Origin of the sequence: Nocardioides conyzicola, assembly GCF_039543825.1 — a bacterium.
Lineage (GTDB): Bacteria > Actinomycetota > Actinomycetes > Propionibacteriales > Nocardioidaceae > Nocardioides > Nocardioides conyzicola.
This window is the reverse complement of sequence record NZ_BAABKM010000005.1, coordinates 97,682-124,263: the sequence shown is the minus strand read 5'-3', so window position 1 is coordinate 124,263 and position 26,582 is coordinate 97,682. Positions and strand designations below refer to the sequence as shown.

General features: G+C 72.2%; 24 protein-coding genes. 12 read left to right on the top strand and 12 right to left on the bottom strand.

Going from position 1 to position 26,582, the window contains the following annotated elements; translation table 11 throughout:
* Positions 1 to 77: 77 nt before the first annotated feature.
* The 3 genes from ABEA34_RS22250 to ABEA34_RS22240 form a co-directional block, all read right to left on the bottom strand.
* Positions 78 to 1,247, bottom strand: coding sequence for a ScyD/ScyE family protein (locus ABEA34_RS22250; protein ID WP_345523908.1), 1,170 nt, complete (start codon positions 1,245 to 1,247; stop codon positions 78 to 80).
* Positions 1,248 to 1,349: 102 nt separating this feature from the next.
* Positions 1,350 to 2,636, bottom strand: a complete 1,287-nt coding sequence (locus ABEA34_RS22245) for an HNH endonuclease (RefSeq protein ID WP_345523907.1) — start codon at positions 2,634 to 2,636, stop codon at positions 1,350 to 1,352.
* 337 nt (positions 2,637 to 2,973) lie between these two features.
* Entirely contained in the window at positions 2,974 to 4,215 is a 1,242-nt protein-coding gene (locus tag ABEA34_RS22240) for an alpha/beta hydrolase fold domain-containing protein (RefSeq protein ID WP_345523906.1), read from the bottom strand.
* Between the two features lie 141 nt (positions 4,216 to 4,356).
* On the opposite strand from ABEA34_RS22240, the gene ABEA34_RS22235 reads away from it, so the two are divergent.
* Positions 4,357 to 5,808: a WS/DGAT/MGAT family O-acyltransferase gene (locus ABEA34_RS22235; protein ID WP_345523905.1), complete on the top strand. Its 1,452-nt coding sequence runs from the start codon at positions 4,357 to 4,359 to the stop codon at positions 5,806 to 5,808.
* On the opposite strand, the gene ABEA34_RS22230 is transcribed toward ABEA34_RS22235, so the two are convergent.
* Positions 5,768 to 6,715: an alpha/beta fold hydrolase gene (locus tag ABEA34_RS22230; protein ID WP_345523904.1), complete on the bottom strand. Its 948-nt coding sequence runs from the start codon at positions 6,713 to 6,715 to the stop codon at positions 5,768 to 5,770. The two genes, ABEA34_RS22235 and ABEA34_RS22230, sit on opposite strands and share 41 nt — an antisense overlap.
* A 98-nt stretch (positions 6,716 to 6,813) precedes the next feature.
* On the opposite strand from ABEA34_RS22230, the gene ABEA34_RS22225 reads away from it, so the two are divergent.
* From ABEA34_RS22225 to ABEA34_RS22205, 5 genes are read left to right on the top strand one after another with little or no spacing between them, the layout of a single operon-like run.
* Positions 6,814 to 9,006 carry an acyl-CoA dehydrogenase family protein gene (locus ABEA34_RS22225; RefSeq protein WP_425576905.1) on the top strand — a complete coding sequence of 731 codons (2,193 nt, stop codon included), beginning with the start codon at positions 6,814 to 6,816 and terminating at the stop codon, positions 9,004 to 9,006.
* A complete protein-coding gene (locus ABEA34_RS22220; protein ID WP_345523901.1) occupies positions 9,003 to 9,503 on the top strand; it encodes an FAS1-like dehydratase domain-containing protein in 501 nt (166 codons plus the stop codon). Before ABEA34_RS22225 ends, ABEA34_RS22220 begins: the two co-directional genes overlap by 4 nt.
* Positions 9,500 to 9,913, top strand: coding sequence for a Zn-ribbon domain-containing OB-fold protein (locus tag ABEA34_RS22215; RefSeq protein WP_345523899.1), 414 nt, complete (start codon positions 9,500 to 9,502; stop codon positions 9,911 to 9,913). Before ABEA34_RS22220 ends, ABEA34_RS22215 begins: the two co-directional genes overlap by 4 nt.
* Positions 9,910 to 10,296: a MaoC family dehydratase gene (locus tag ABEA34_RS22210; RefSeq protein ID WP_345523897.1), complete on the top strand. Its 387-nt coding sequence runs from the start codon at positions 9,910 to 9,912 to the stop codon at positions 10,294 to 10,296. Before ABEA34_RS22215 ends, ABEA34_RS22210 begins: the two co-directional genes overlap by 4 nt.
* Positions 10,293 to 11,456 (top strand): lipid-transfer protein, encoded by a 1,164-nt coding sequence (locus tag ABEA34_RS22205; RefSeq protein WP_345523895.1) that lies wholly within the window; start codon positions 10,293 to 10,295, stop codon positions 11,454 to 11,456. The genes ABEA34_RS22210 and ABEA34_RS22205 overlap by 4 nt, the downstream gene beginning before the upstream one ends.
* A 64-nt stretch (positions 11,457 to 11,520) precedes the next feature.
* Here ABEA34_RS22205 and ABEA34_RS22200 read toward each other — a convergent pair whose 3' ends face one another.
* From ABEA34_RS22200 to ABEA34_RS22190, 3 genes are all read right to left on the bottom strand, one after another.
* Positions 11,521 to 12,426: a DUF559 domain-containing protein gene (locus ABEA34_RS22200; protein WP_345523894.1), complete on the bottom strand. Its 906-nt coding sequence runs from the start codon at positions 12,424 to 12,426 to the stop codon at positions 11,521 to 11,523.
* A gap of 170 nt (positions 12,427 to 12,596) precedes the next feature.
* Entirely contained in the window at positions 12,597 to 13,385 is a 789-nt protein-coding gene (locus ABEA34_RS22195) for an LLM class flavin-dependent oxidoreductase (RefSeq protein WP_345523893.1), read from the bottom strand.
* Positions 13,382 to 14,110 carry a dienelactone hydrolase family protein gene (locus ABEA34_RS22190; protein WP_345523892.1) on the bottom strand — a complete coding sequence of 243 codons (729 nt, stop codon included), beginning with the start codon at positions 14,108 to 14,110 and terminating at the stop codon, positions 13,382 to 13,384. The genes ABEA34_RS22195 and ABEA34_RS22190 overlap by 4 nt, the downstream gene beginning before the upstream one ends.
* A gap of 58 nt (positions 14,111 to 14,168) precedes the next feature.
* Here ABEA34_RS22190 and ABEA34_RS22185 point away from each other — a divergent pair, with 58 nt between their 5' ends.
* Genes ABEA34_RS22185 through ABEA34_RS22170 form a run of 4 tightly spaced genes read left to right on the top strand, consistent with a single transcriptional unit; the run spans position 14,169 to position 17,437 of the window.
* Positions 14,169 to 14,675, top strand: a complete 507-nt coding sequence (locus ABEA34_RS22185; RefSeq protein WP_345523890.1) for a 2'-5' RNA ligase family protein — start codon at positions 14,169 to 14,171, stop codon at positions 14,673 to 14,675.
* Between the two features lie 55 nt (positions 14,676 to 14,730).
* The gene (locus ABEA34_RS22180; protein WP_345523889.1) at positions 14,731 to 16,152 is read left to right on the top strand and encodes a DHA2 family efflux MFS transporter permease subunit; all 1,422 of its coding nucleotides are present in this window, start codon (positions 14,731 to 14,733) and stop codon (positions 16,150 to 16,152) included.
* Positions 16,149 to 16,445 (top strand): hypothetical protein, encoded by a 297-nt coding sequence (locus ABEA34_RS22175; RefSeq protein ID WP_345523888.1) that lies wholly within the window; start codon positions 16,149 to 16,151, stop codon positions 16,443 to 16,445. Before ABEA34_RS22180 ends, ABEA34_RS22175 begins: the two co-directional genes overlap by 4 nt.
* Positions 16,442 to 17,437, top strand: coding sequence for an RNA polymerase subunit sigma-70 (locus ABEA34_RS22170; RefSeq protein ID WP_345523887.1), 996 nt, complete (start codon positions 16,442 to 16,444; stop codon positions 17,435 to 17,437). Before ABEA34_RS22175 ends, ABEA34_RS22170 begins: the two co-directional genes overlap by 4 nt.
* 2 nt (positions 17,438 to 17,439) lie before the next feature.
* Here the strand turns inward: ABEA34_RS22170 and ABEA34_RS22165 are convergent, their stop codons facing one another.
* Positions 17,440 to 18,864: an MDR family MFS transporter gene (locus ABEA34_RS22165; protein WP_345523886.1), complete on the bottom strand. Its 1,425-nt coding sequence runs from the start codon at positions 18,862 to 18,864 to the stop codon at positions 17,440 to 17,442.
* A 68-nt stretch (positions 18,865 to 18,932) separates the two neighbouring features.
* Between ABEA34_RS22165 and ABEA34_RS22160 the strand changes: the two genes are divergently transcribed.
* Positions 18,933 to 19,526, top strand: a complete 594-nt coding sequence (locus ABEA34_RS22160; protein ID WP_345523885.1) for a TetR/AcrR family transcriptional regulator — start codon at positions 18,933 to 18,935, stop codon at positions 19,524 to 19,526.
* On the opposite strand, the gene hrpB is transcribed toward ABEA34_RS22160, so the two are convergent.
* A complete protein-coding gene (hrpB, locus tag ABEA34_RS22155) occupies positions 19,523 to 22,015 on the bottom strand; it encodes an ATP-dependent helicase HrpB (RefSeq protein WP_345523883.1) in 2,493 nt (830 codons plus the stop codon). The two genes, ABEA34_RS22160 and hrpB, sit on opposite strands and share 4 nt — an antisense overlap.
* A gap of 33 nt (positions 22,016 to 22,048) precedes the next feature.
* Between hrpB and ABEA34_RS22150 the strand changes: the two genes are divergently transcribed.
* Positions 22,049 to 23,254 carry a DUF480 domain-containing protein gene (locus ABEA34_RS22150; RefSeq protein WP_345523882.1) on the top strand — a complete coding sequence of 402 codons (1,206 nt, stop codon included), beginning with the start codon at positions 22,049 to 22,051 and terminating at the stop codon, positions 23,252 to 23,254.
* On the opposite strand, the gene ABEA34_RS22145 is transcribed toward ABEA34_RS22150, so the two are convergent.
* The 3 genes from ABEA34_RS22145 to kstD all read right to left on the bottom strand — a co-directional run bounded on the left by ABEA34_RS22145 (position 23,251) and on the right by kstD (position 26,573).
* Positions 23,251 to 23,985, bottom strand: coding sequence for a hypothetical protein (locus ABEA34_RS22145; RefSeq protein WP_345523881.1), 735 nt, complete (start codon positions 23,983 to 23,985; stop codon positions 23,251 to 23,253). The two genes, ABEA34_RS22150 and ABEA34_RS22145, sit on opposite strands and share 4 nt — an antisense overlap.
* A 75-nt stretch (positions 23,986 to 24,060) precedes the next feature.
* Positions 24,061 to 24,909, bottom strand: a complete 849-nt coding sequence (locus ABEA34_RS22140; protein WP_345523880.1) for a MaoC/PaaZ C-terminal domain-containing protein — start codon at positions 24,907 to 24,909, stop codon at positions 24,061 to 24,063.
* Positions 24,909 to 26,573 carry a 3-oxosteroid 1-dehydrogenase gene (kstD, locus tag ABEA34_RS22135; protein ID WP_345523879.1) on the bottom strand — a complete coding sequence of 555 codons (1,665 nt, stop codon included), beginning with the start codon at positions 26,571 to 26,573 and terminating at the stop codon, positions 24,909 to 24,911. The genes ABEA34_RS22140 and kstD overlap by 1 nt, the downstream gene beginning before the upstream one ends.
* Positions 26,574 to 26,582 lie beyond the last annotated feature (9 nt).

The following is a 26,582-nucleotide window of genomic DNA, read 5'->3' as shown; positions in this document are numbered from 1 at the left end:
GCAGCACGATAGGGGGTGAAGCGCGTCGTCACCGATCACGGCATGGGGTGCGCGATCGGTGACGACGCCGTCTGTGGTCAGTCGATCTTGGCGAGCGCGCCCGGACCGAAGACGGGGCCAACGACGTACGGGTCGCCGGCGACGTCCACCCCACCCGGCAGGTGCAGCTGATCCGGCACCAGCTCGGTGATGCGCGCCCCGTGCCCGTGCCCGTGCCCGTGCCGGTGGTGGCCGTGGCCGTGCCCGCCGCTGACGAGGAACAGACCACCGATGTCGGCGCCCGGGGGCGGCGTAGGTGACTCGACGGCGAGCCAGCTCAGCTTGGAGAGCGTGACCGCGTAGATGCCGTGCCGTCCGGCACCCAGGTCGACGATCGAGGTGAGGCCGTCGGCGTACCTCTGGCAGGCGCCCCAGGGCTTCTCCGGATCGCAGAGTGCATCGGTCGTGCCCGGGCGGACCCGCCAGATCTCGGAGGTACCCGGGGTTGCCGGGTAGCCACGGAGCTCGCCGATGTACCAGGCGCCGTCCGAGCCCACCGTCACGGACGTGGCCACTGCTTCGGCCGTGGCAGGCGTGCCGGCTCCGGGAAGGCCCTCGGGCGTCACGACCTCGCGGGGCTTCAACCGGGCGACCGTCTCGATGTCTCCGGACTTCGAGACGTGCAGCAGGTCGTTGCCGGCCGCGTCGGCGACCAGGACGCTGCCGTCGCGCAGGGCGGCCAGACCGAACGGATTGCTGTCAGCGGGCAGGTCCTCGAGGTCGTACGGGTCGGGGTCGGACTCCTGGTAGGCGGCGATGTCCGCGAACGCCACGGGTGCGGCCCAGCCCGCCTTCCACTTGAAGAGGGTCGCTCCGTTGTCGGCGGCGGGCTCGTCCGGGGATGCGCCGCCGGTCAGCAGCCAGATCGTGCCGTGGCGCCCCGCTGCGATGGCGGGGGCGAAGTTCGTCGGTACCTGACCGAGCACGATCTTGCGCGGTGCGCTGCCGTGGCGGGCGCCGCGCCAGTGGTGCCAGCGCTTGTGCGGCTCCAGGATCAGGCTGAAGGTGCCGTCGGTCTCGGTGACGAGCGTGCGCCCGTGGCCGAGCGCGTCCACGCCACGTGGACCGTTCAGGCCGTCGAACACGGTCTCGAGCTCGCCGGAGCCGTGGTGCTGGTGGCCGCCGTTGTCGGCGACCGCGGGGGCGCCCGACAGGGCGAGCGTCGCCACCGCTCCCACCGCCAATGTCGTGGTGATCCGTCTCTTCACGATGTGTCCCTCCCCGGACGCGAATGTGAGGTTCCAGACCACTCGCTCTCAATGGCCGACGACAACCGTCGAAATTGGGTAAACGGTGGCGACCTCAGGTCACTAGGCGGCGAGGACGACTTCGAGGAGGTAGGTCTCGGCGGGGCTGATCTGTCTGGTCGTCGCTGGTGTGGGTGTTGCGGGCGCGGTCGACCGGGCGACGTGGCCGGTGGGGAGCCGGGTTTCGATGGTGTGGCGTTGGTCGGGTGGTCCGTTGAGGGGTCGGCTGCGCCAGCCGGGTGCTTGCTTGGTGTGGTTGCAGTGCTCGCAGAGCCCTTGGCCGTTGACCGAGGTGGTGGGTCCGCCGGTGGCGTGGTCTTCTGCGTGGTCGCGGTGGCGGATGGGGGCGTCGCAGAAGGGGGTGCGGCAGGTCCGGTCGCGCAGCTCGATGAACCGGGCGAGTGCGGTGGGGAACTCGCGGGCGGTGGACTCCATCGCGACCAGGGTGCCGGTGGCGGGCTTGGCGTAGAGGCGGCGGATCGCGGCCAGGTGCTCGGGGTCGAGGGTGTCGGCGGGGATTGGTCCGTATCCGTGGAGCCACGCGGGCTCGACGCTGTCGTCGAGGAGGGCTTGGTCGGAGATCACGACGTTCACGACCACCGGGATCTGATCGGCGTGTGCGACGCCGGTGATGCGCTCCACGAGGGTGTCGGCCATGACCTGGCCGCGGGTGCGGGGGTCGCCGGCGGACCTTGCTTGGTCCGCGATCCGGGTCAGCGTCGCCCACACCGCGACACCCTGCTTGGCGGTCAGCAGGGCGGAGAGGCGGGCCATGGTGTCGGGTGCGGGCCGCATCGAGACGTGGCGGTCCGCCTCGGCCTTCGACCGGCGGTTGACCACGGCGGCGGCGTCGACGCGGATGACGGCCTTCTGGGTCTCCGCGGTCAATCTCCGGTCGCCCCACCCATCGAACCGGTACGTCCCGGTATCGGGGTCGGGCTGGCAGATCTCCGCGTCCACCAGCGCCCGATCCGCACGGGAGAGGCAGGAGGTCTCGCGGGTGATCAGGGTGGCGCGCCACTCGGAGATCACGCCGGCGCGCATCGCGGCCCACAGGTGCGGCTGCTCGGTCAACGCATGCGCGAGCCCCAGCAGCCGCGATCCCTTCGCGGGGGACTCACGCCGGGCGTAGGCGACCAGACTGGCGACGTCGCGGCCCTGCCGGGCAGCGGGGATCCGGGAGGTGGCGTGGCGGGTCCGGACCAGGTGGTCGAGCTGCACGGTCAGCTCGGCCTGCTGGGCGGCTGCCTGGGCCTTGGTGTCCTCGAGGGCGCGGATCTGGTCGAGGAGCGCGCGTTCGTCCGTGGGCGCCGCCGTGGTGGCGGTGTCGGGGACGAAGGGCGTGGCCATGTCTCATGGTATCGAACAGGTGTTCGAATGACAAGGCTGAGTCCAGAACTTTCTTGGTCCAGCGAGTTGGGTGCGGGGGTCTCGTCGACGCTCGCTGGCGCTCGCTGCTCGACCACCGGAAACCGGCAAGCCGGCGAGCGGCGCCGACCCGCGCGCGCCGTACCCGCGTAGCTGCCTATCGGTCTGCCACCACTGACCACCCGCAGGTCGCGGTCAGCCTTTTGGGGTCTCAACGACGCTCGACCACCGGTAAGCCGGAAGCCTGCGCCGACCCGGGCCCGCCGTACCCGTGTAGCTGCCTGTCGGTCTGCCACCACTGACGACCCGCAGGCCGCGGTCAGACCTCGGTCGCCCGCTCCCGGCGCCAGGTGTTCCAGTGCCAGTGGAGGTAGCGGTCGATGGCGCGGACCACGTGGGCGGAGCGGATGGAGGGGAAGACGTCGAAGGCGTGCTGGGTGCCGGGGAGCTCGGCGTACACGACGGTGGCGCCGGAGGTCTCGCGCAGCCGCGAGACGAAGAGACGCGCCTGGTCGACGGCGACGAGGGAGTCGTGGGCGCCGTGGATGACGAAGAAGTCGGGAGCGTCCTTGCCGACGCGGAGCAGGGGAGTGCCGGCCTCGAAGACCTCGGGCGCCTCCGCCCAGGGACGGCGTACGACGCGGGGCGCCAGGAACTTGTCGCGCATCTGCTCGGCAGACCGCAGCCCGGTGGAGCCGGCGAAGTCGTAGACGCCGTAGTGGGGTACGGCGACGGCGACGCTGGTGTCGGCGTCCTCGAACCCGGGCTGGTAGTCGGGGTCGTTGGGGGTCACCGCGGCGAGCGCGGTCAGGTGGCCGCCCGCGGACCCGCCGGTGATGGCAATGTAGTCGGGGTCGCCGCCGTACTCGGCGATGTGGTCGCGGACCCACGCGATCGCCCGCTTCACGTCGACGATCTGGGCGGGGAAGGGGTCGCGCGGGGCGAGGCGGTAGTTGATCGCCACGCAGATCCAGCCCTTGGCGGCGAGGTGCTGCATCAGCGGGATGCCCTGCTGGTCCTTGTTGCCGATCGTCCACGCGCCGCCGTGGACCTGCAGCAGCACGGGCGCTCGACCGTCGGTGCCGGCCGCGGGCCGGTAGACGTCGAGCAGCCCCCGCTTGCCGTGCTCGGGGGCGTAGGCGATGTTCTTGTCGACCACGACGTCGACGTTGCGCATCCGGAACGGGTTGACCAGCCGCCGCCACGGCGTCGCGAGCTCGGCCGGGGTCGGCTTGGCGTCGAGCTGCTCCACGTAGTCGATCCCGAGGCCCTCGACGAGCGCGTCCTCGACCTTCGCGCTGGACCGCCGCGCCTGGTCGACCAGGAACGCCTGCCCGGCGAGGTTGAGCGCGGCCAGCGCCAGCCCGACCCCGCGCCGCGGCCGGCGTCGTACGGCGTGCGCGGCGGCGTCGGCAGCGGTGAGCGCCATCAGGTGCGGGGTGAGCTCGGTGGTCAGCCATCCGGCGAAGAACGACGGGACGCTGGCCTGGTAGCCGGGCACCGGGCGGATCGCGTTGGCGGTGAGAGCGGCGGTCACGAGCTGGCGACGAAGGAACCCCATACGACAAATGTAGAGCGGGAGTCGAGAGGCGTACGACCGGGTATGAGACGACCGTCACCCGTTGCCGCCCGGCACCCGTGTCGTTAGAACTAGAACGCGTTACACATCGAGCGCGCCACTGGGAGTCGGAGGGGTGCACACATGGATCGGTTGTCGGGGCTCGACGCGAGCTTCCTGTACCTGGAGACGCCCGCCCAGCTGATGCACGTCTGCGGGGTGATCGTCCTCGACCCCAGCACCATGCCGGGTGGGTACTCGTTCGAGGCGTTCCGGGCCGAGATCGACCGTCGGGTGCGTGACGTCCCCGAGTTCACCCGCCGCCTGCGCAAGGTGCCGCTGGGCCTGGACCACCCCGTCTGGGTCCACGACCGGCACTTCGACATCGACCGGCACGTGCACCGGCTCGCGCTGCCGTCGCCGGGCAGCGCCGCCGAGCTCTCCGAGCTCACCAGCCACTTCGCCGGCCTCCCGCTCGACCGGTCGCGGCCGTTGTGGGAGATGTGGGTGATCGAGGGCTACGAGGACGACAAGGTCGTCGTGTTCATGAAGATGCACCACGCGACCGTCGACGGGGTGTCCGGCTCCAACCTGCTGTCCCACCTGTGCAGCCTCGAGCCCGACCAGCCGCCGATGGCGCCCGCCGAGCCGCAGGACCGCGGGCACGAACCCGGCCAGACCGAGCTCCTCGGGCGCGCCCTCGTCACCACGGTGACCCGCCCGCTCAACGCCGTACGTTTGCTGACGCCGTCGGCCCAGCTCATCACCAAGACCGTCGGCCGGGCCCGCGCCGGGACGGCGATGGCCGCGCCGTTCTCGGCGCCGCGCACGTCCTTCAACGGCACCATCACCGGCCACCGCGTCATCGCGTTGGCCGACATGGACCTCGAGGACGTCCGCCAGGTCAAGAAGGCCACCGGCACGACGGTCAACGACGTCGTCCTGGCGATCGCCGGCGGCGCGCTGCGCTCCTACCTCCTCGACCGCGACGAGCTGCCGTCGAGCTCCCTGCTGGCGACCGTGCCCGTCTCGGTCCGCGAGGAGTCGAAGCGCTCGAGCGGGGCCAACAAGGTCTCGGCCCTCTTCGCCAAGCTCGGCACCGACACCGAGGACCCGCTCGAGCGGCTCCAGGACATGGCCGAGAACAACAAGAACGCCAAGGACCACCACCAGGCGATCAGCGCCGACTCGCTGCAGGACTGGGCGGAGTTCGCCGCGCCGCGCACCTTCGGGCTAGCCGTGCGCGCGTACGCCGGCCTGAAGCTGCCCGAGAAGCACCCGGTCGTGCACAACCTGGTCATCTCCAACGTGCCCGGCCCGCCGGTGCCGCTCTACTTCATGGGGGCCCGGGTCGAGGGCCTCTACCCCCTCGGCCCGGTCTTCCACGGCGCCGGCCTCAACATCACCGTGATGTCCAACAACGGCCAGCTGCACGTCGGGATCATCGCCTGCAGCGAGTCGATGCCCGACGTGGACGACCTGGTACGCCGCTTCCCCGTGGAGCTCGCCGTGCTCAAGGCCGCGGTGGTCAGCGCGCAGGCGCCGCCCACCTCGATCAAGCGAGCGCGGAAGAGGAAGGCTGCGTCCGCCGGCTGAAGTCGCGACGGCGCGCGTTGACGGTGGTCGCCGCCTCGAGCAGGGCCGGGACGAACCGCTCCGACTGCAGCGTGCAGGCGGCGTGACCGGCCCTGATGTCGTGGATCGTCGCGCCAGGGATCCGGCGCGCCAGCGCGAGCTGGTGACGCGGCGGCAGCACGTGGTCCTGGGTCGTCACCACCACCGCGGTGGGGACGTCGATGCGCGACAGCCACGGGCGTGAGTGGTGCCGCCCGAGGGCGGCCACAGCCTGCCCGACGGCCCACGGGCTGGTGCTGCGGAACTCCGCGAACGCCCAGTCGTGCACGTCGTCCGGGGCGAGGTCGAGCGCGCTGGCCGCCGTACGGGCCGCGCGGACCGCGACCCGCGACCGGGACAGCCCCCGCGTCCCGAGCATCGCTATCTCCATGCCGGCGTGGAAGCTCTTCTCCGCGACGGAGGACCGGAAGCGGTCGGTGGTCGCGCACAGCACCAGCCCGCCCACCTTGTCGGGGTGCTGGCGCCAGACCCGCTGGGCGATGATCGAGCCCATCGAGTAGCCGGCGACGATCACGTCCTCCAGGCCGAGCACGTCGACCAGCGCGGCCACGTCGTCGGCGCAGTCCACGAGCGAGAACTCGTCGGACTGGATGCCGCGGCCGTGCCAGCGCTGGTCGAGGGTGATCACCCGGAAGCGCCGCGACAGCGGCCCGATCGACGGGAACCAGGTCAGCAGCCCGGTGCACCCCACCGCGTGCAGCAGCACGATCGTGGGGGAGTCGGGCGTCGGGCCGGGCGTGTCGGTGACGTACGTCGAGCCGCGGCCCGGCAGCTCGACCATCCGACCCTCGGGGATCCGGACGTACGGGACGTAGACCCGCCCCAGGAGCTGGCGCTTGAGCAACGCTGGCGGAGACGGCAGGCGCACCGGCTGGCCCTCACTCTCGACGATCGCGTCGGGCTAATGTAGAACAGGTTACAGTTTTGCCATTCCGTTCGTACCCGAGACGGTCGTAGGAGATGCACGTGACGCAAGAGTCCGAGACTGCAGAGTCGGTCGAGGCCGTCCGCTCGGTCGTCCGAGAGGCCCTGGACCGGGCCACCGACGACGTCGACGCCACCTGGAGGGCGCTCGCCGCCGCCGGGCTGCTGTCGCTGCCGGTGCCGGAGGCCCACGGCGGTGAGGGCCTCGGGCTGCCCGAGGTCGCCGTGCTGCTGCGCGAGACCGGCCAGCGCGCGGTCCAGCTCCCGGTGTGGGAGACGCTCTGCTGCGGCGTCCTGACGCTCGCGGCCGCGGGCTCCGAGGAGCAGCGCGCGGCCCTGCTGCCCGGAGTCGCGTCCGGCGAGACGCTGCTCACGCCGGCGCTGCGCGAGGTCGGCGGCTCGATCGCCGCGGCCACCGCGACGACGTACGCCGACGGGAAGGTCACCGGCCGCAAGATCGGCGTGACGTACGCCGATCGCGCCGGTCGCCTGCTCGTCACCGCTGCCGACGGCGACCGCACCGTGGTGGCGCTGGTCGACCCGGCCGGGCCCGGCGTCGAGCTGCTCGAGTCGGGGTCGTCGTACGGCACCACCCAGCACACGGTCGTGCTCGACGGCGCACCCGCGGAGCTGCTGCCGGGCGCCGACGCGGCGCGGGTGCTCACCGACCTGGCGGTCGCCGGCCTCGCGATCACGGCCGCCGGCCTGGTGGTCGGCGCGCGGGACCTGACCGCGACGTACATCAAGGGACGGACGCAGTTCGGCCGGACCCTGGCGGAGTTCCAGGCGGTCGCGATGCAGATCGCGGACGTCTACATCGCCTCGCGCACCCTCGACCTGGCAGCCGACAACGCCGCGTGGCGGATCGCGCACGACATCGACGTCGCCGACGACCTCGCCGTGGCGGCGTACTGGGTCTGCCACGAGGCGCCCGGTGCGATGCGCACCTGCCACCACCTGCACGGCGGCATGGGCGTCGACATCACCTACCCGATGCACCGCTACTTCTCGTGGGTCACCGACATCGTGCACGTGCTCGAGGTCCAGGCCGAGGACGTGCACGTCGAGGACCCGACGACCAAGAACCTCGAGCTCACCGCCGAGCAGCGGGCGCTCAAGGCGGAGCTGCGGGCGTACTTCACCGGGCTCGCCGACGGCAACGAGCACCGCGACATGGCGGTGGACCGGCACGGCGAGACCTACCAGCGCATCGTCAAGCAGATGGGCGACGACGGCTGGATGGGCGTCGGCTGGCCGAAGGAGTACGGCGGTCACGGGCTCGGGGAGATCGAGCAGACGATCTTCGCCAACGAGGCGCAGTACTCCGACGTGCACCTGCCCGCGGTCACCCTGCAGACCGTCGGACCGACCCTGATCCGCTACGGCAGCGAGAAGCAGAAGGACATGTTCCTGAAGCGGATCCTCGCCGGCGAGGTGCACTTCGCGATCGGCTACAGCGAGCCCGACGCGGGCACCGACCTGGCGTCCCTGCGCACCAGCGCGAAGAAGGACGGCGACCACTACGTCGTCAACGGGCAGAAGCTGTGGACCACCGGCGGCCACCAGGCCGACTACCTGTGGCTCGCCGTACGCACGGACCCGGACGCGCCCAAGCACAAGGGCATCTCGATCCTGATCGTCGACACGACGGACCCGGGCTACTCGTTCACGCCGATCATCACGGCCGACCGGTCGCACCACGTCAACGCGACGTACTTCAACGACGTGCGGGTCCCCGTCGACATGCTCGTCGGCGAGGAGAACCAGGGCTGGAAGCTGATCACCACCCAGCTCAACCACGAGCGCGTGATGCTCGGCCCCGCCGGGCGGATCGAGGGCCTGCGCGACCGGGTCGCCGAGTGGGCCACGAAGGCCGGCGTCATCGACCGGCCCGACGTACGCCGCGTCATGGGCGAGGTCACCGCGGTCTTCCGGGTCAACGAGCTGCTCAACTGGGAGGTCGCGCGGGCCGGCGCGGCCGGCGAGATCTCGGTCGGCGACGCGTCGTCGTCGAAGGTCTTCGCGGCCGACCAAGTGCAGCACTTGTCGGCCTTGCTGATCGACATCGTGCACCGCTACGGCGACCCCTCGGACAAGGAGACGGGCGACCTGATGAGCTACCTGGACGGACAGGCCAAGCGCAACCTGGTCCTCACCTTCGGTGGGGGCGTGCAGGAGGTGCAGCGCGAGCTGATCGCGATGTTCGGCCTGGGCCTGCCGCGGGTGCCCCGATGAGCGGCACCGGGAGCACGCACGACGAGATCATGGCGGAGGCCGAGCGGATCAAGGCGCTCGGCGAGGCGTCGGAGTCGCAGGCGCCGTACGAGGTCAACCAGCCGACGATCGGCACCTGGCTCGACGCGATGGGCTACGACAACGAGCGCTTCCGCACCGGCGAGGCGCCGCCGTCGATGGCGCAGGTCTGGACGATGCCCGGCCTCGGCCGCCGCCGCCCCGACGACGACCCGCTGAGCCGGATGATGGAGGTCCTGACGGCCGCCGGCTACACGGCCGTGCTCGGCACCAACTGCGAGCAGAGCTACGAGCGCTACCTGCGCGTCGGTGACCAGCTGCGGGTGACCACCGCGCTGGACTCGGTCGCCGGCCCCAAGCAGACCGCGATGGGCGAGGGCTACTTCGTGACGTCGCGCAACACCTGGTACGTCGGCGACGAGAAGGTCGCCACGATGCTCTTCCGGGTCCTCAAGTTCATCCCGAAGGAGAAGGCATGAGCACCGGCGTGATCCGCCCGATGATGGGGCGGGACTCGCAGTTCTTCTGGGACGGTACGGCGGCCGGCGAGCTGCGCATCCAGAAGTGCAACGCCTGCGGGGTGCTCCGTTTCCCGCCCGGGCCTGCCTGTCCCGAGTGCCACGCCTTCGACCGCGGCCACGTCGTCGCGGCCGGCACCGGCACGGTCTTCTCGTACGTCGTGCACCGCTACCCGCCCGTCCCGGGCAAGGAGCTCCCGATCGTGATCGCGCTGGTCGACCTCGACGAGGGTGTCCGGATGGTCGGCGAGGTGGTCGACGCTGTGTCCGATTCTGGGGCGGACGTCGAGATCGAGATCGGGATGCGCCTGCGGGTGGACTACCGCACCATCGACGACGAGCTGACGCTGCCCTTCTGGAGGAAGGCATGAAGACCTTGGAAGCAGGGCAGCAGATCCCCGCGTGGAGCCTGCCGATGACGCCGACGACGATCGTGAGCACCGCGATCGCGACCCGCGACTGGCAGGACGTCCACCACGACCGCGACATCGCCCAGGCGGCCGGGTCGAAGGACATCTTCATGAACATCCTCACCAGCAACGGCCTGGTCGAGAAGTACGTCGTGGACTGGCTCGGTCAGGACGCCGAGCTCAAGGGCATCGCGATCCGCCTCGGTGCGCCCGCGCACCCCTACGACACGCTGACCTTCACGGGGACCGTCGAGTCGGTGGAGGACGGCATCGCGACGATCAAGGTCGTCGGCTCGGTGTCGCTCGGCGACCACGTGACCGGCACCGTGCGGGTGGTGGCATGAGCATCTATCGCAAGACCGCGATCGCCGGGATCGGCGCGACCGAGTTCTCCAAGGCCTCCGGGCGCTCCGAGCTCCAGCTCTCCGTCGAGGCCGTCCTGCACGCGCTCGAGGACTGCGGGCTGACGACCGACGACGTGGACGGCCTGACGACGTTCACGATGGACACGTCCTCGGAGATCGCGGTCGCCCGCGAGCTCGGGATGAAGGAGATGCGCTTCTTCAGCCGCATCAACTACGGCGGCGGCGCCGCGTGCGCGACCGTCCAGCAGGCCGCGATGGCGGTCGCGACCGGGATCGCCGACGTGGTCGTCTGCTACCGCGGCTTCAACGAGCGCTCGGAGTCGCGCTTCGGCCAGTTCTCCGTCGCCGCGGCGACGCAGGTCAACACCAACGGCCTCGACAACGCCTGGTCCTACCCGATGGGGCTCGGTACGCCGGCCGCCACTGTCGCCATGCAGGCGACCCGGTACATGCACGAGTACGGCGCCACCTCGGCCGACTTCGGCGCGGTCGCGGTGGCCGACCGCCGGCACGCGGCCACCAACCCCAACGCGTTCTTCTACGGCAAGCCGATCACGATCGAGGACCACCAGGCCTCGCGGATGATCGTCGACCCCCTGCACCTGCTCGACTGCTGCCAGGAGAGCGACGGCGCGGTCGCGCTGGTCGTGGTCTCGGCCGAGCGGGCGCGCGACCTGAAGCAGAAGCCGGCGTACATCTCGGCGGCGGCCCAGGGCAGCGGCGCGGACCAGTTCGTGATGACGTCGTACTACCGCGACGACATCGGCATCCCCGAGATGGGCGTGGTCGGGCGCGAGCTGTGGCGGCAGTCCGGGCTCGGCCCGAGCGACATGCGGATGGGCATCCTCTACGACCACTTCACGCCGTACGTGCTCATGCAGCTGGAGGAGCTCGGCTTCTGCGGGCGCGGCGAGGCACCCGGCTTCATCGCCGACGGCGCGATCGAGGTCGACGGCGCGTTCCCGCTCAACACCCACGGTGGCCAGCTCGGCGAGGCCTACATCCACGGGATGAACGGCATCGCCGAGGGCGTGCGCCAGATCCGCGGGACATCCGTCAACCCGGTCGCCGACATCGAGCACCTGGTCGTCACCGCCGGCACCGGCGTGCCCACGAGCGGGCTGGTGCTCTCGGTCTGACCGGTTGAGTCGGGACTTCTGACCGTCGAGTCGGGAGTTCTGACGGTTGAGTCGGGAGTTCCGGTCACCATCGACGGTTGGAGTACGTCGGGTCGAGCGCTGCCCGCAGCTCGCCCAACCAGGCGTCCAGGGCGTCGCCGCTGAAGGCCCCCTCGCGGAGGACGATCACGGTCCAGCCGTGACGGCGGAGCCAGTCGCGCCGTTCCTCGTCGTACGACTCCTGGCCGGCGTGAGCCTCGAGTCCGTCGTACTCGACGCAGACCCGCCTCCGTCGGTAGGCGAGGTCGAGCCGGTACGTCCGTACCCCGTCGATCTCGACCCAGACCTGCGGCTCGGGAACCGCGATGCCCGCATCGGCGATCGCAAGGAAGCACCAGGCCTCACGTTGCGACTCGAACCGGGCGTCGACCAGCGGGACCAACCCGCGGAGCTGGATGACGCCTCGGCGGCGTCGGTAGCGCGGCAGGGCCCGGATCAGGTCGGAGCGCGTGAAGTGGTGCTCTCGCGCCAGCGCACACAGCGTCGCGAACGCCTCGCGGCGGCGCAGGCAGCAGCCGAGGTCGAGGGCGGTGCGCAGCGGAGTCGTCGCGCGTACGCCGTGGAGCAGCATCACGTCCGATGCCTGGAGGTCGCGCGTGCGACCGTCGGTTCCGGGGAGGGTCGTGGGCTCGTGGCCGCGAAGCGCGCACCACTCGATCGGCGGTACGTCGTCGTGCTCGCCGTACGTATGGGCGTCGACGCCGTGCAGCCAGGCTGCGGTGCGGTCGCTGACGACGTGGTGGGCGGGTACGACCTTCGCGATCGCGGCCACCCGGAGCTCGATCGAGTCCTCGCGGAGGGTGGACGCGAAGACGCCGCGCACGACCTGGCGGACCTCGCCCGAGCGTCGACCACGACGGAGGTCGGCGTCCGTGCGGCCCAGGCGTCTGAGATCGGATCGGGTGAACGGTTCATCGGGCCAAGGATTCACGTATCGACCGTGTCGGACACGGCGACGACAGGTTGGTCACCGCCCGTTCAGCTGTGGATACCGCGCTCGGACGACGCCCTGTGCACGATGCGTGGCTGATCGGCTGGACAGAAGTCCCGACTCGGCCGTCACAGGTCCCGATTCAACGGTCACAGGTCCCGATTCAACCGTCAGCTCGGGCCGGCGTCGATGAAGCGCTCCACCTCGGCGAGGTCGAGGTCGAACGGCCCGATCCGGGTGAGGACCCAGGTCGCGCCGCTGTCGAGCCACGGGGCGTGGTCCTGCTCGGTGCGTAGGTCGATGACGACCTCGAAGCCGTCGCGGGGCGACTGCGCCGCGAGGTCGGCGAGCACCGCGCTCACGTCGTCGGGACCGTCGAGGCCGATCACGAAGAAGCCGTCGTGCCGGGCCGCCCGGCGCAGCGGTACGGCGTTGGGGAACCGCCCCGCGAGCCAGATCGGCACCCGGGCCGCCGGGCGGTGCTGGACGCCGCGCGCCGCGAAGTGGGGACCCTCGTGGTCGACCGGCTCGCCCGACAGCAGGGCGGTGAGCACGGTCAGCCCGTCGTCGAGCATCGCGCCGCGCACGCGCGGCGACTCCTCGTCGCCGTACGCGCTGAACTCGCGGACCCAGTCGTCCCCGAGTCCCAGGCCCAGCACGAAGCGCCCGGACGACAGCTGCGCGAGCGACGCCGCCTGCCGGGCCAGCACCTGCGGCCGCCGGCGCGCGAGCGGCGTCACCATGGGTCCGAGGAGCAGCCGAGAGGTGCGCATGGCGACGACGGCGCAGCAGGTCCACACGTCGGCGATGTCGGTGACGCCATCGCGGTACTGGAGGTGGTCCCAGAGGAAGAAGCCCTCCCAGCCGGCCGCCTCGGCCCGGGCGGCGAGGTCGCCGATCACTCTGGGGTCAGCGAGCGCGTCGAACGGTGCGACGAAGAGCCCGCGACGAGCGGTCATCGGAGCTTCTCCGCGAAGAACGCGAGCACGCGGTCGACGCCCTCCTGCTGGCGGTGCTCGGTGAGCGTCGAGTGGCCCTTGCCGTCGAACTCGACGCGGATGAACGCGTCGCCGATCTCGTCGGTGAGCGTGTCGAAGCGGGTGCCGACGGCCGCGTCGCCGCGGTAGCGCAGGCCGAGCACCTGACAGCCGCCGGCGGCCCGGGCACGCACGTCGGCGAGGTCGGCGGGGGAGAGGTTGAGGTCGGCGGCTCGCTTCCGTCCGACGGGGAAGGGCAGCGACGGCTGCGCGAGCACCGGTGCGGCGACCGAGGTGTCGACCATCATCGCGAGCGCGAAGCCGCCGGTGAAGCACATGCCGAGGGCGCCGACTCCGGGACCGCCCAGCTCCTCGTGCAGCTCGCGGGCCAGCGACCGCAGCCAGACCGCGATCGGCGACGTCCGTCCGATGGCCATCGTGGTGAACTCCCGGCTGACGCAGAGCTTGGGCAGCACCTTGCCGATGTACGCCGGGGACATCGGCCGCTCGGGCGTCCCGAAGAGGTGCGGCAGCACGACCGTGAAGCCGGCCGCGACGACCTCCTCCGCGAACCCGATGACCTCCGGGGTGAGGCCGGGGATCTCGTGGACCACGATGACGCCGGGTCCCGTCCCCTTGCGGTACGTCGGGTGGGTGACCCCGTCGGTGGTGTGGGAGGACTGCGTCCAGCTGTCGAGGAGGGGCATGCCCGGAGTATGGCTAGGTTCGGGGCATGGTGGAAGCACTCGTCCAGGCCACGACCTGATGCCGAAGCTGCACGCCCTCGAGCTCGTCCCCGACGAGGCCGGCCAGGAGCTGGTGCGCCGCGACTGGCAGGCGCTGCGTGACGCCGGGCTGCCCTCGCAGCTGGACCACCGGAGCCCGACCAACGCGCCGCACGTCACCGTCGTGTCGGCGCCCGAGCTGCCCGAGGCCGCCGTCGACGTGGCGCGGACCCGCCTCGGCTCGCTGCTGCCGGTGCGGGCCCGAGCATCCGGGGTGCTGCTCCTGGGCGGCGACAGGGTCACGATCGCGCGGGCCCTCGATCTCGACGACGACGTCGTACGACGGGCGCTCGCCGTGCGCGTGCAGGTGCCGGACCGGCAGCACGTCGGGTGGCTCCCGCACGTCACGCTGGCGCGCCGGGTGGATCGCAGCAGCGTCCAGCTGGCTCTCGACGTCCTCGGGCACCGCGACGAGGTGTTGACCCTGACCGAGCTGCGCCGGTGGGACCCGGACCTCGGCGCGGTCACCTGGCTGGCGGGCCACTGACCGGTCGATGAGTTCGGCGTCCGAGCCGGATCACAGGGAGAGAAGGCGGCAACCCGTGCTGCCACCCCTGGAGGACCTCATGCTCGACGCCCGACACCGTCGGTGGGTCATCGTGCTCACCTCGATCGGCTCCTTCATGGCCGCCATCGACACGCTGGTGGTCTCCACGGCGATCCCGACCATCCGCGGCGACCTCGGCGCCTCGCTGCCGCAGCTCGAGTGGACGGTCAACGCCTACAACCTCACTCTCGCGGTGCTGCTGGTGCCGGCCGCGGTGCTCGGCGACCGCTTCGGCCGGGCCCGCTGCTACGCGATCGGCATCGGCCTCTTCGCGGTCGCATCGCTGGGCTGTGCCCTCGCCGGAGGTGCCGGCGTGCTGATCGCGATGCGGGCGGCCCAGGGCGCCGGGGGTGCGCTGGTCCTCACGCTCGGCCTGGCGTTGCTCACCGGTGCCTTCCCCGCCGAGCGTCGCGGCCAGGCGGTCGGCCTCTACAGCGCCGTCACCGGCATCGCCGTCGCCTGCGGACCCCTGCTCGGCGGCCTGGTCGTCGGTGGCCTGGACTGGCACTGGATCTTCTGGGTCAACGTGCCGATCGGGCTGCTCGCCGTACCCCTCGTGCTCCGCTACGTGCCCGAGGTGCGGGTGCCCGACAGCACCCTCGACGTACCTGGGGTCGCGCTCCTCGGCGGCGGCTGCCTCGCTCTGGTGTGGGCGATGGTCCGCAGCACCACCGAGGGCTGGAGCTCCACCGAGGTCGTCGCCACCTCCGTCCTCGGGGTCGCGCTGCTGGGCGCCTTCGTGGCCTGGGAGCGACGCGCCCTGCGCCCCCTGGTGCCCGGAGCCCTGCTCGCCCGCCGCGGCTTCATCGCCGGCAACGTCGCGGCGTTCCTGACGCTCGCCTCGCTCTTCTCGGCGGTGTTCTTCTACGGGCAGCTGCTGCAGTTCGCGTTCGGCGACAGCGCACTGGAGGCCGGGCTCCGGCTGATGGCCTGGACCGGCACGTTCATCGTGGTGGCGCCGATCGCCGGGACGCTCGCCGACCGGATCGGCGAGCGTCCCCTGCTCGTCGCGGGCCTGACGATCCAGGCTGCCGCCATGCTGTGGTTCGCCGGCACGGTGACGGCCGGGGGCGACTACCTGGACGCCCTGGGGCCCTTCGTGATCGGTGGCATCGGTGTGTCGATGGCAGTGCCCTGCGGACAGAGCGCGGTGATCGCCGCGGTCGAGGACCGCGACGTGGGGACCGCGTCCGGGATCAACAGCACCATGCGCGAGCTGGGCGGGGTCTTCGGGGTCTCGCTGACCGTTGCCGTCTTCGGCGCGTACGGCGGCTACGGGTCGCCCGCCGAGTTCGTCGACGGGTTCACGCCCGCGATCGTCACGGCGGCTGGGCTCTCCTTCGCGGGTGCCCTCGCCGGGCTCGCGCTCCCGGCGCGGCGTCGCGCCGACGTACCGGCCGTGGCGGTGGCGGCATGAGCAGGATGGTGGTGCGCTACCGGGTCCGCCCCGAGTGCGCCGAGCTGAACGAGCAGCTGGTGCGCGAGGTGTTCGAGGAGCTCGACGCCGTACGTCCGGGCGGGTTCACCTACCAGTCGATGGTCCTCGCCGACGGGGTCACGTTCCTGCACGTCGTCGACGGCGACACCGCCGGGCTCGGGGAGCTGCCGGCCTTCCAGCGGTTCGCGTGGACCGTCGGCGAGCGGTGCGATGATCCCCCTGAGCAGACGACCGCACGTGTAGTCGGCAGGTTCGAGGGGAGGACGTCATGACGGCGACCGGCGAGACTGACCTGCTCGGTGCCGCCCGCGGGGGCGACTCGGGGGCGTTCGATGCGCTGGTCGCGCCGTTGCGCCCCGGGCTGCTGCTGCACTGCTACCGGATGCTCGCCTCCTCCCACGACGCCGAGGACGCCGTGCAGGAGACGTTGATCCGCGCGTGGAAGAGCCTCGACCGGTTCGAGGGCCGCAGCGCCCTGCGGACCTGGCTCTTCACGGTCGCGACCAACGTCTGCCTGCGCGAGATCGAGCGCCGCGGGCGCCGCCTGCGGCCGGTCGACCTGTCGCCGGCGGGCGACCCGGCGCTCGGCGTGGGCCCGCCGCTCACCGAGACGGTCTGGCTCGGCCCGCTGCCCGGCGCCGGCCTGGTCTGGGAGTCGTCGCCCGTGGACGCGGTCTACGAGCAGAAGGAGTCGGTCGAGCTCGCCTTCGTCGCCGCCCTCCAGCACCTGCCCGCCTTGCAGCGAGCCGTGCTGGTGATGCGCGACGTCCTCGCCATGCCGGCTGCGGAGGTCGCCGTCGCGCTGGACACCTCCGTGGCGGCGGCCAACAGCGCCCTCCAGCGGGCGCGGGTCACGATGCGCGAACGGCTGCCCGACCGCAGCCAGCAGCGCGTGCTCCGCGACCTCGGCGACGAGCACGTCCGCGCCTCCGTGGCGGCGTTCGTCGCGGCGTGGGAGCGAGCGGACGTCGGCGCGGTCGTCGCGCTGCTCGCCGACGACGTGGTGATGGCGATGCCGCCCTTCGGTGAGTGGTACGCCGGACGAGCCGCGGTCGCGGACTTCATCGCGGCGTACCCCCTGCGTCCCGGCCGGCGCTGGTCGTGCCGGGTCACCACGGCCAACGGCCAGCCGGCGGTCGAGAAGTACGTCTGGGACGAGGAGGTCGGCGCGTTCCTCGCGCACAGCGTGTCGGTGCTGTCCTTCGCCGCGGACGGCCGCATCCTCGGGTTCGACGCCTTCCTGGACCCGGCGCTGATGTCCTGACGTCAGGCGGCGGCCCGGGCCGGGCGCTTGGGCAGCAGGAAGGAGAGGCCGACCGCGAGCACCGTGAAGCCGATCGCCCACCAGAAGGCCACGTCGAACGCCGCCGCCACGTCGTCGGCCGACGTCGCGCCCGCGGCGTTGCTGGCCAGGATGACCGCGAGCACGGCGACGCCGAAGGAGCCGCCCAGCTGCATCGCGACCCGGGTGATGATGCTCGCGTGCGGCACCTCCTCGCGCTCGAGGCCGACGTACGCACCCGTCATCAGCGGGATCGTGACGGCGCCGAAGCCGAGGCCGCGCACGAGGAGCGCGCCCATCAGCAGCCAGTCGCTGGTCGTGGCGGTGACGAAGGCGAACGGCACGGTCGCGACCGCGAGCACGGCGAAGCCGCCGACGGCGACCCAGCGGCCGCCGATGCTGTCCGTGAGCCGGCCGGCGAGGGAGCGCGACAGCAGCGCGCCGACGCCCTGGGGGATCAGCAGCAGACCCGCGCCGAGGGCGTCCTCGCCGCGGACCTGCTGCCAGTAGAGCGGCAGCAGCAGCATCGATCCGTACAGTCCGAGGCCCGCGAGGAAGAGCAGCGCCGACGACGACGTCAGCGCCCGGTGCCGGAAGAGGCGTACGTCGACCAGCGCCCGGTCACCCGCGCGCATCGACCAGGCCGCGAAGGCAGCGAGCAGGGCGAGCCCGACCAGGAGCGGCGCGAGCACGTCGGTGCGGCCGAAGCCGCCCTCGCCGCCGACGTTGGAGAGGCCGTAGATGACGCCGACGACGCCGGGGGAGACCAAGGTGAGCCCGACCAGGTCCAGCGGCACCCGGCTCGCCGATGCGCTGTCGGAGGGCAGCAGCCGGACGGCGAGGACGAGGCCGACGACGCAGAGCGGGACGTTGACGAGGAAGAGCCACGGCCACGACAGGTAGTTGAGGATCAGGCCGCCGATCACCGGGCCGAGGATCGGACCGAGCGCGGCCGGCAGGCTGACCGCGGCCATCAGCCGGCCGAGGTTCTGCCCGTGTGCAGCCTGGATCAGCAGCGTCGTCATCAGGGGCATCATCAGGCCGCCGCCGAGGCCCTGGACGACCCGGAACGCGATCAGGCTCTCGACGTTCCAGGCACAGGCGCACAGGACCGAGCCGAGCAGGAAGAGCGTCAGGGCGGCGAGCCACAGCCGCTTGCCACCGACCCGGCTCTGCGCCCAGCCGGTGACCGGGATGGCGACGAACATGGCCAGCAGGTACGCCGTGCTGACCCACTGGATCGTGCTCACCGACGCGTCGAGGTCGGTGCCGAGCTCGTGGATCGCGACGCTCACGATGGTGGTGTCGAGGATGACGGCGATGGCGCCGGTGATCAGTGCGGCGGCGATCCGCTTGAGCTGCGGGTCGAGGCCGGCGGCGGGTGCCTGCGCGGCGGTCTGCTGGGACATGAGGGCTCCGAATTAGATACGCGACTGTCTCTTGGCGTCAGACTAGGTCGACGCGATAAGATACGCAAATGGATCTTCAAGAGCAGTCCGTCGTACGGCGTCGGCGCGGCGCCGAGCTGGAGGAGGCACTCCTCCAGGCGACGTGGGACGAGCTCGCCGAGGTCGGCTATGGCGCGCTCACGGTCGATGCCGTCGCGCAGCGCGCGGAGACCAGCCGCACGGTGGTCTACCGGCGCTGGGCCACCAAGCGCGAGCTCACCGAGGCTGCGATCACCTTCGTCGGGCGCCGGGACAGGGCGACGGCGCCCGACACCGGCAGCCTGCGCGACGACATGCTGACCGTGATGCGCCACACCAACGACAAGCGGATCGGGCTGATGGCGCTGATGATCGCGTTCCTCGGCGGCTACTTCCTCGAGACGGGCACGGCGCCGTACGACCTGCGCCGCCTGGTCCTGGAGGACGGACCGACCGTGCTCGACGAGATCATCGAGCGCGCGGTCGAGCGAGGCGAGGTCGATCCCGAGCGGCTGACGCCGCGGGTGGTGACGGTCGCGTTCGACCTCTTCCGCCACGAGGCGCTGATGCGCCTGGGTCCGGTGCCGGACGACGTCATGGTCGCGATCGTCGACGAGGTCTTCCTGCCGCTGGTGACGAGCTAGCGCCGTACGCCGCGCCGCGGTGGCTCGTCCGTCGGGTCCTCGGGCCACGCGTGCTTGGGGTAGCGGCCGCGCAGCTCCGAGCGGACCTGCGGGTAGCCGGAGCGCCAGAACGACGCCAGGTCGGCCGTGACGGCAGCCGGTCGTCGAGCGGGGGAGAGCAGGTGCAGCAGGAGCGGGACCCGACCGTCGGCCAGGGCCGGTGCGGCGGTCCAGCCGAAAACCTCCTGGATGCGGACCGCGAGGACCGGCTGGTCGCCGTCGTACGCCACCCGCACGGCTGATCCGCTCGGCACCGTCACCCGCTCGGGCGCGAGCTCGTCGAGGCGGCCGGCCTCGGGCCACGGCAGCAGCCGGCGCAGGGCGGAGGTCACGTCGATCCGGCGCAGGTCGCGGGTGCCGCGGATCCGGGCCAGCTCGGGACCCAACCAGGTCTCGATGCTCGAGGTCAGCGCCTCGTCGGACACGTCCGGCCAGGGGGCGCCCAGGGTCCGGTGCAGGAAGGCCATCCGGTGCCGGAGCGCCGTCGCCGCCTCGGTCCACGGCAGGACGGTCAGCCCCTCCTGGCGCAGGCCGTCACGGACGGCGGCGGCCACCAGCTCGGGTGGGGGGTCGTTGATCGGGACCGAGGAGAGCTCGATGGCGCCGAGCGCGACGACCCGGCGGGCGACCACCCGACCGTCCGTCCACCCCACCTCGTCGGACTCGTGCCACATCGCGGTGGCCGCCTCCAGGGCGAGGTCCTCGGCGAGGGGTGCCGCCGACCGGATCGTCGCGTCGCGGACGCCCGGCCTTCGGTCCGCGTCCGCGATCGCCAGCCACGGCTGCCCGGCGAGCGCCGATCCCGGCGCGAGCACGGCACCGGTCCCCGAGGTCATCAGGTACGCCGTACCGCCCGGCCGCAGCCTGGCGATGCGGTCGGGGTGCGCGAGTGCGACGACCAACCCGACGGCGACGTCGTCGGTCATTCGCTCGCCGGACCCGCGCTGCGAGGCGGGCAGCGAGGCCTGCAGCTGCGTGACCGCCGCCGCCCATGCAGGCGCCCCGGGCCCGCCCCGGCGGACCGACCGGAGGGCCGCGACCAGGTCGGCCCCGGGGGCGCGCACGTCCTCCGACAGCAGGGCCACGACCTCGGCGGCCCGCCGCGCCCCGACGGCCTCGGCGCCGTCGAGGAGCGCCCGGGCCAGCCGCGGGTCGGCGGCCACCTGCGCGATGTCACGACCCCGGTCCGTCACCGAGCCGTCCTCCTCGACCGCGCCCAGGCCGGCGAGCGTGGCGCGGGCGGCGGCCATCGCCGAAGCGGGCGGTTGGTCCATCAGCGCCAGACCGGACGGATCGGGGTGACCCCAGGTGGCGATCTCCAGCGCGAACGACGTGAGGTCGGCCGTCGCGATCTCCGGCTCCGGGTGGGGCGGCAGGTGGGCGTGCTCGGCCTGGGACCAGCAGCGGTAGACGGCGCCCGGCCCCTCGCGGCCCGCCCGGCCCGCTCGTTGCTCGGCGGCCGCCCTGCTGACGCTGACCGTGACGAGGCCGGCCAGGCCGCGGCGGTGGTCGGTGCGTGGTTGGCGCGACAGCCCGGCGTCGACGACCGTGCGGACGCCGGGGACGGTCAGCGACGACTCGGCGACGGCGGTGGAGACGACCACCCGCCGCCGGTCGCCCGCGGTGAGGGCGAGGTCCTGCTCGCGGGGTGGCAACCGCCCGTGCAGCGGACGCACGTCGGCCTCCGCGCCGGCCAGCCGGCCCACGACCGCCGACACCTCGCCCACGCCGGGCAGGAACACCAGGACGTCGCCGGCCTGCTCGACCAGCGCTCGTCGTACGCAGGCGGCGACGTGGTCGAGGAACCGGGGCGTGAGGCCGCGGTCGTCGCTGCGGCGTACCCCGGTCGGCAGGGGGCACCAGACCTCGGTGACGGGGTGGAGCGCGCCTGGCACCGTCACCACCGGTGCGTGACCGAGGAGGCCGGCGGTGCGCTCGGCCTCCACGGTGGCCGACATGGCGACCAGCAGGAGGTCGGGGCGGAGGTGGGCGCGGACGTCGACCAGCATCGCGAGCGTGAGGTCGGCGTCGAGCTGGCGCTCGTGGACCTCGTCGAGGACGACCGCGGCGATGCCGCGCAGCTCGGGGTCGCGCTGGAGGCGGCGGAGCAGCACCCCGGTCGTCACGACCTCGATCCGGGTGCGCGCGCCGACCGAGCGGTCGCCGCGCACCGAGTAGCCGACGGTCTCGCCGACCGGCTCGCCCAGCAGCTGTGCCAGGCGCCGGGCCGCGGCGCGCGCCGCGATCCGGCGCGGCTGGGTGACGATGACCTTGCCGTCCACCAGGGCGGCGACCGCCGGGGGGACGAGGGTGGTCTTGCCGGTGCCGGGAGGTGCCTGGACGACCGCGGTCCCCGCGGTCCGGAGCGCCGCCGCGATCTCGTCGAGCCCGGCGCGGACCGGGAGGTCCGGGGGATCCGCGAGGAGTCGCTGGATCGGGTCGGCGGGCACCAGGACAGTGTGGCGGGTCAGTAGGGTCGAGGCGTGGCCGAACTGCCAGTGCTCGACACCGAAGAACAGCGCGTCCTCGGCAGCCTGCTGGAGAAGCAGGTGACCGTGCCGGCGTCGTACCCGCTGTCGCTCAACGCCCTCCACACCGCCTGCAACCAGTCCAGCAGCCGCGACCCGGTCACGTCGTACGACGAGCAGACCGTCGAGCAGACGGCCCGGCGGCTCAAGGACCGGGGCCTGGTGCGGATCGTGTGGGCCGCGACCGGGCGACGGACGCTGAAGTACCACCAGACGCTCGACGAGCAGCTGCAGCTGGCCGAGGACGAGCACGCGCTGGTCACGGTGCTGCTGCTGCGCGGGCCGCAGGCTCCCGGTGAGCTGAGGAGTCGGACCGAGCGGCTGCACGGCTTCTCCGACCGCGGCGCGGTCGAGGAGACGCTGCGCCGCATGGCGGAGCGTGGGCTGGTGGTCGAGCTGCCGCGTCGCGGCGGCGACCGGGACAGCCGGTGGAGGCACCTGCTCGGTGACCAACCCGAGGCCGCCGCGGTCGTGGCGGCACCCGCCGTCGACCGCGAGAGCGTGCTGGCGGAGGGCGGCGCGGCCCGCGACGCGCGGGTGCGGACGTCGTACGACGCGGTCGCCGCGGCCTACGCCGACGAGCTCGTCAACGAGGTGAGCGGCCTGCCCTTCGAGCGCTGGCTGCTCGACCGGGTGGCCGCGCACGCCGACGGGGGACCGGTGGTGGAGGTGGGCTGCGGGCCGGGCCACATCACGGCGTACCTCGCCGACGCGGGTACAGACGCCATGGGCATCGACCTGTCGCGGGAGATGGTCGAGCAGGCCCGGCGCCGGTTCCCCGAGGGGACCTACGAGGTCGGCGACCTGCGCCAGCTGATGCGGCCGACCACCGCGACCGGCTGGTCGTCGGTGCTGGCGTGGTACTCCCTGATCCACCTCGCGGCCTCGGAGCTGCCCGACGCCGTGGGCGCCCTGGTGCGCCCGCTCGCGCCCGGTGGCTGGCTGGTGCTCGCGCTGCATGCCGGCAGCGCCGTACGACACCACGACGAGTGGTTCGACGTGCCGGTCGACCTCGACTTCGTCTACCACGAGCCCACGGACCTGGTCGCGCTCGTCGAGGCGGCGGGTCTGGTCGACGTGGAGTGGTACCTCCGCGGACCGCTCACCCACCGCGGTGAGACGTCGCAGCGGCTCTACGTGGTGGCCCGCAAGCCTGGCTAGTCGCGGCGGCGCCTGCCGTCCTTGACCTCGTCGTCACCCTCGGACTCCGCCTCGGCGCCCTCGGACTCGAAGGCGGACTCCGCCTCGTCCTCCTTGCGGTCCTCGCCCTCGGACTCGAGCTCCTCGTGCTCGGCGTGGCCGCCGTCCTTGGCGTCCTCGCGCCACGACTGCTGGGCGCTGCTGGAGCTGGAGCTGGAGGTCGACGTGGAGGTGGAGGTGGAGCTCGAGGTGTCGTGGGCCTTCTCGTCCTCGCCCTCGGACTCGAACTCCTCGTGCTCGGCGTGGCCGCCGTCCTTGGCGTCCTCGCGCCACGACTTCTGGGCACTGCTGGAGCTGGAGCTGGAGGTCGACGTGGAGGTGGAGGTAGAGGTGGAGCTCGAGGTGTCGTGGGCCTTCTCGTCCTCGCCCTCGGACTCGAACTCCTCGTGCTCGGCGTGGCCGCCGTCCTTGGCGTCGTCCCGCGTACCGCCGGCGCGGCTGCCGCCGATCACGGCCCGGCCGTGGGGAGCGCCGGAGGGCCTGGCGCGCGCCCACGACTGCATCTGCGCGATCGAGGCCCCTCCGCCGCTCTTCTCCTCGTCCGAGGAGGGACCCTTGGCCCGGTGGCCGCCGATCGCGAGCGGCACCGGTCGGGCCGGACCCGAACCGCCGCTCTTCGCCTCGTCGGTGGACGTCGACGAGGACGTGGACGAGCTGTTGGGCTTCTTGGTGCGCGTACGACCTCTGGTCATCTGATCCTCCACCCCGGCGCGACGCCCTCACCTTCGCACAGCGCGCGCCCGTCGAGGGGCGGAATCGACCAGGTCCTAGGTCGTCGTCAGGACCACGTCGCCGAGGACCGGAGCGCCGTCGCGCTCGCCGCCGGAGACGGTCGCGGAGCCGATGATCCGCCCCTCCTCGCGCCAGCCGCGGACCCGCATCGTCTCGCCGGGGAAGATCACGCCCGCGAACTTCACGCCGAAGCCCGCCACCCGGGTCGCGTCGCCGTCGAGCAGCTCCTCGGTGAGGGTGCGCAGCACGATCCCGTAGGAGCAGAGGCCGTGCAGGATGGGCGCCGGGAAGCCGGCGGCCTTCGCGAACTCCGGGTCGGCGTGCAGCGGGTTGCGGTCGCCGCAGAGCCGGTAGAGCAGGGCCTGCTGCGGCGTCACGTCGTACGTCGCGTCCGCGTCGGGCGCACGGTCGGGGATCTCGACGGGTGTCGACGACCCGCGGTCGCCGCCCCAGCCGCCCTCGCCCTTGACGAAGATCGAGGAGCGGGTGGTCCACAGGTGCTCGCCCGACGGTGAGGTGGCGGTGCCCTCCTGCCAGATGACCGCGGCCTTGCCCTTGTCCCAGATCTCGCTGATCCGGGTCGTCACGGTGGCCGAGCCCGAGGTGGGCAGCGGCCCGGCGACCTCGATCGTCTGGGAGCCGTGCACCACCTGGGCGAGGTTGATGTCGCACCCGGGGAGGTCGAGCGGCGGCGGGTCGGAGGCGTGGAAGGTCGGCGCGACGACGCCGAACGACGGCAGCACCTGCAGCCCCGCGGTCTCCAGCGTGTAGGAGAGGTCGGTCGCGCCGATGCCGAGGTGGTAAAGCAGCACGTCGCTCTCGGACCACGAGAAGTCGAGCGAGCCGAGCTCGGCGCCGATCGCGACGTCGGGATCGATGGGCATCAGGACTCCTGCGAGATCGTCTCGGCGGCCAGGTAGCCGAACGTGAGCGCGGGTCCGATGGTGGCCCCGGGGCCGGCGTACGTGCGGCCCATCACGGCGGACGAGACGTTGCCGGCGGCGTACAGGCCGGGGATGGCCGTGCCGTCGGGGCGCAGCACCCGCGCCTTCTCGTCCGTGACGAGGCCGCCCTTGGTGCCGAGGTCGCCGGGGACGATCTTCACGGCGTAGAACGGGCCCTGGTCGATGACGTGCAGGGACGGGTTCGGCTTCACCGTCGGGTCGGAGTAGTACTTGTCGTAGCCGCTCTCGCCGCGGTGGAAGTCCTCGTCGGTGCCGGTGGTCGCGAAGCCGTTGAAGCGGTCGACGGTCGCGGCGAGCGCCTCGGCGGGCACGTCGATCTCGGCGGCCAGCGCGGCCAGCGAGTCGGCCTTCTTGACGGTGCCGTTCTTGTACCAGCGACCCGGGAAGGGCTGGCGCGGCGAGAGGCCGGCGAAGAGGTAGCGGTTGCGGTAGCGCTGGTCGATGATCATCCAGGCCGGGACGTGCCCGACGCCGGTGGCCTCGCCCTTGTAGATCTCGTGGACGGCCTCGACGTACGGCAGCGCCTCGTTCATGAACCGCTGGCCGGCCTGGTTGACGATGATCGAGCCCGGGAGGTTGCGCTCGGCCAGGCAGAACCACGGACCGGACGGCAACGGGATGGTCGGACCCCACCAGGAGTCGTCCATCAGGTCGATCTCGGCGCCGGCCGCGATGCCGGCGAGGACGCCGCCGCCGGTGTTGAACTGCGAGCCCGTCGTCCAGTCGACCGAGGTCGGCTGGGGCTGGTACTTCTCGCGCATCTCGAGGTTCTTCTCGAAGCCACCACTGCCGAGGATCACGCCGCGACGGGCGCGGACCACGGACTCGGCGCCGTCGCGCAGGACGCGGACGCCGACGACGCGGCCGTCCTCGATGACGAGGTCCGTGAGCTCGGTCTCGTAGGCCACGGGCACGCCAGCGTCCATCAGGCCCTTGCGCAGGCCGATCGCGATCGCGTTGCCCATCGCGTACATCTTCTGGCCGCGCATCAGGCTGACGATCCGCTTGAGCAGCACCTTGGCCATGGTCAGCGGCCCGCGGACGGTGCGCAGGCCGAGGCTGATCTTGCGGTAGTCGGCCTGCGTCACGATCAGGTTGGCCGGCGCCTTCGTGTACGCCGGGTGCAGTCGCTCGAGCTCCGAGCCGAGGAAGCGCGCGTCGAGCGGGATCGGCTCCGACGAGCGGCCTGCCAGCCGGCCGCCCGGCGCCTCCGGGTGGTAGTCGGCGTACTGCGGGACCCAGGTGAAGCGGACCGGGGTCTTCTCCTTGATGAAGTCCATGACCTCGGGGCCGCGGTCCAGGTAGGTGTCGCGGCGGACCTTCGGGACGACGTCGCCGACGATCGAGTCGAGGTACTGCTTCGACAGGTCCAGGTCGTCGCCCTGACCGGCCGCCTTGAGCGCGTAGTTGTTGGGGATCCACACCCCACCACCGCTGCGTGCGGTCGAGCCGCCGAAGTAGGCGCTCTTCTCGATCAGCACGGTGTCGAGACCGCGCGACTTGGCTGCCAGCGCAGCGGTCATGCCGGCGCCACCAGCGCCCACGACCACGACGTCCACCTCGGTGGGCAGGGGGGTCTCCATGGCGAGAAA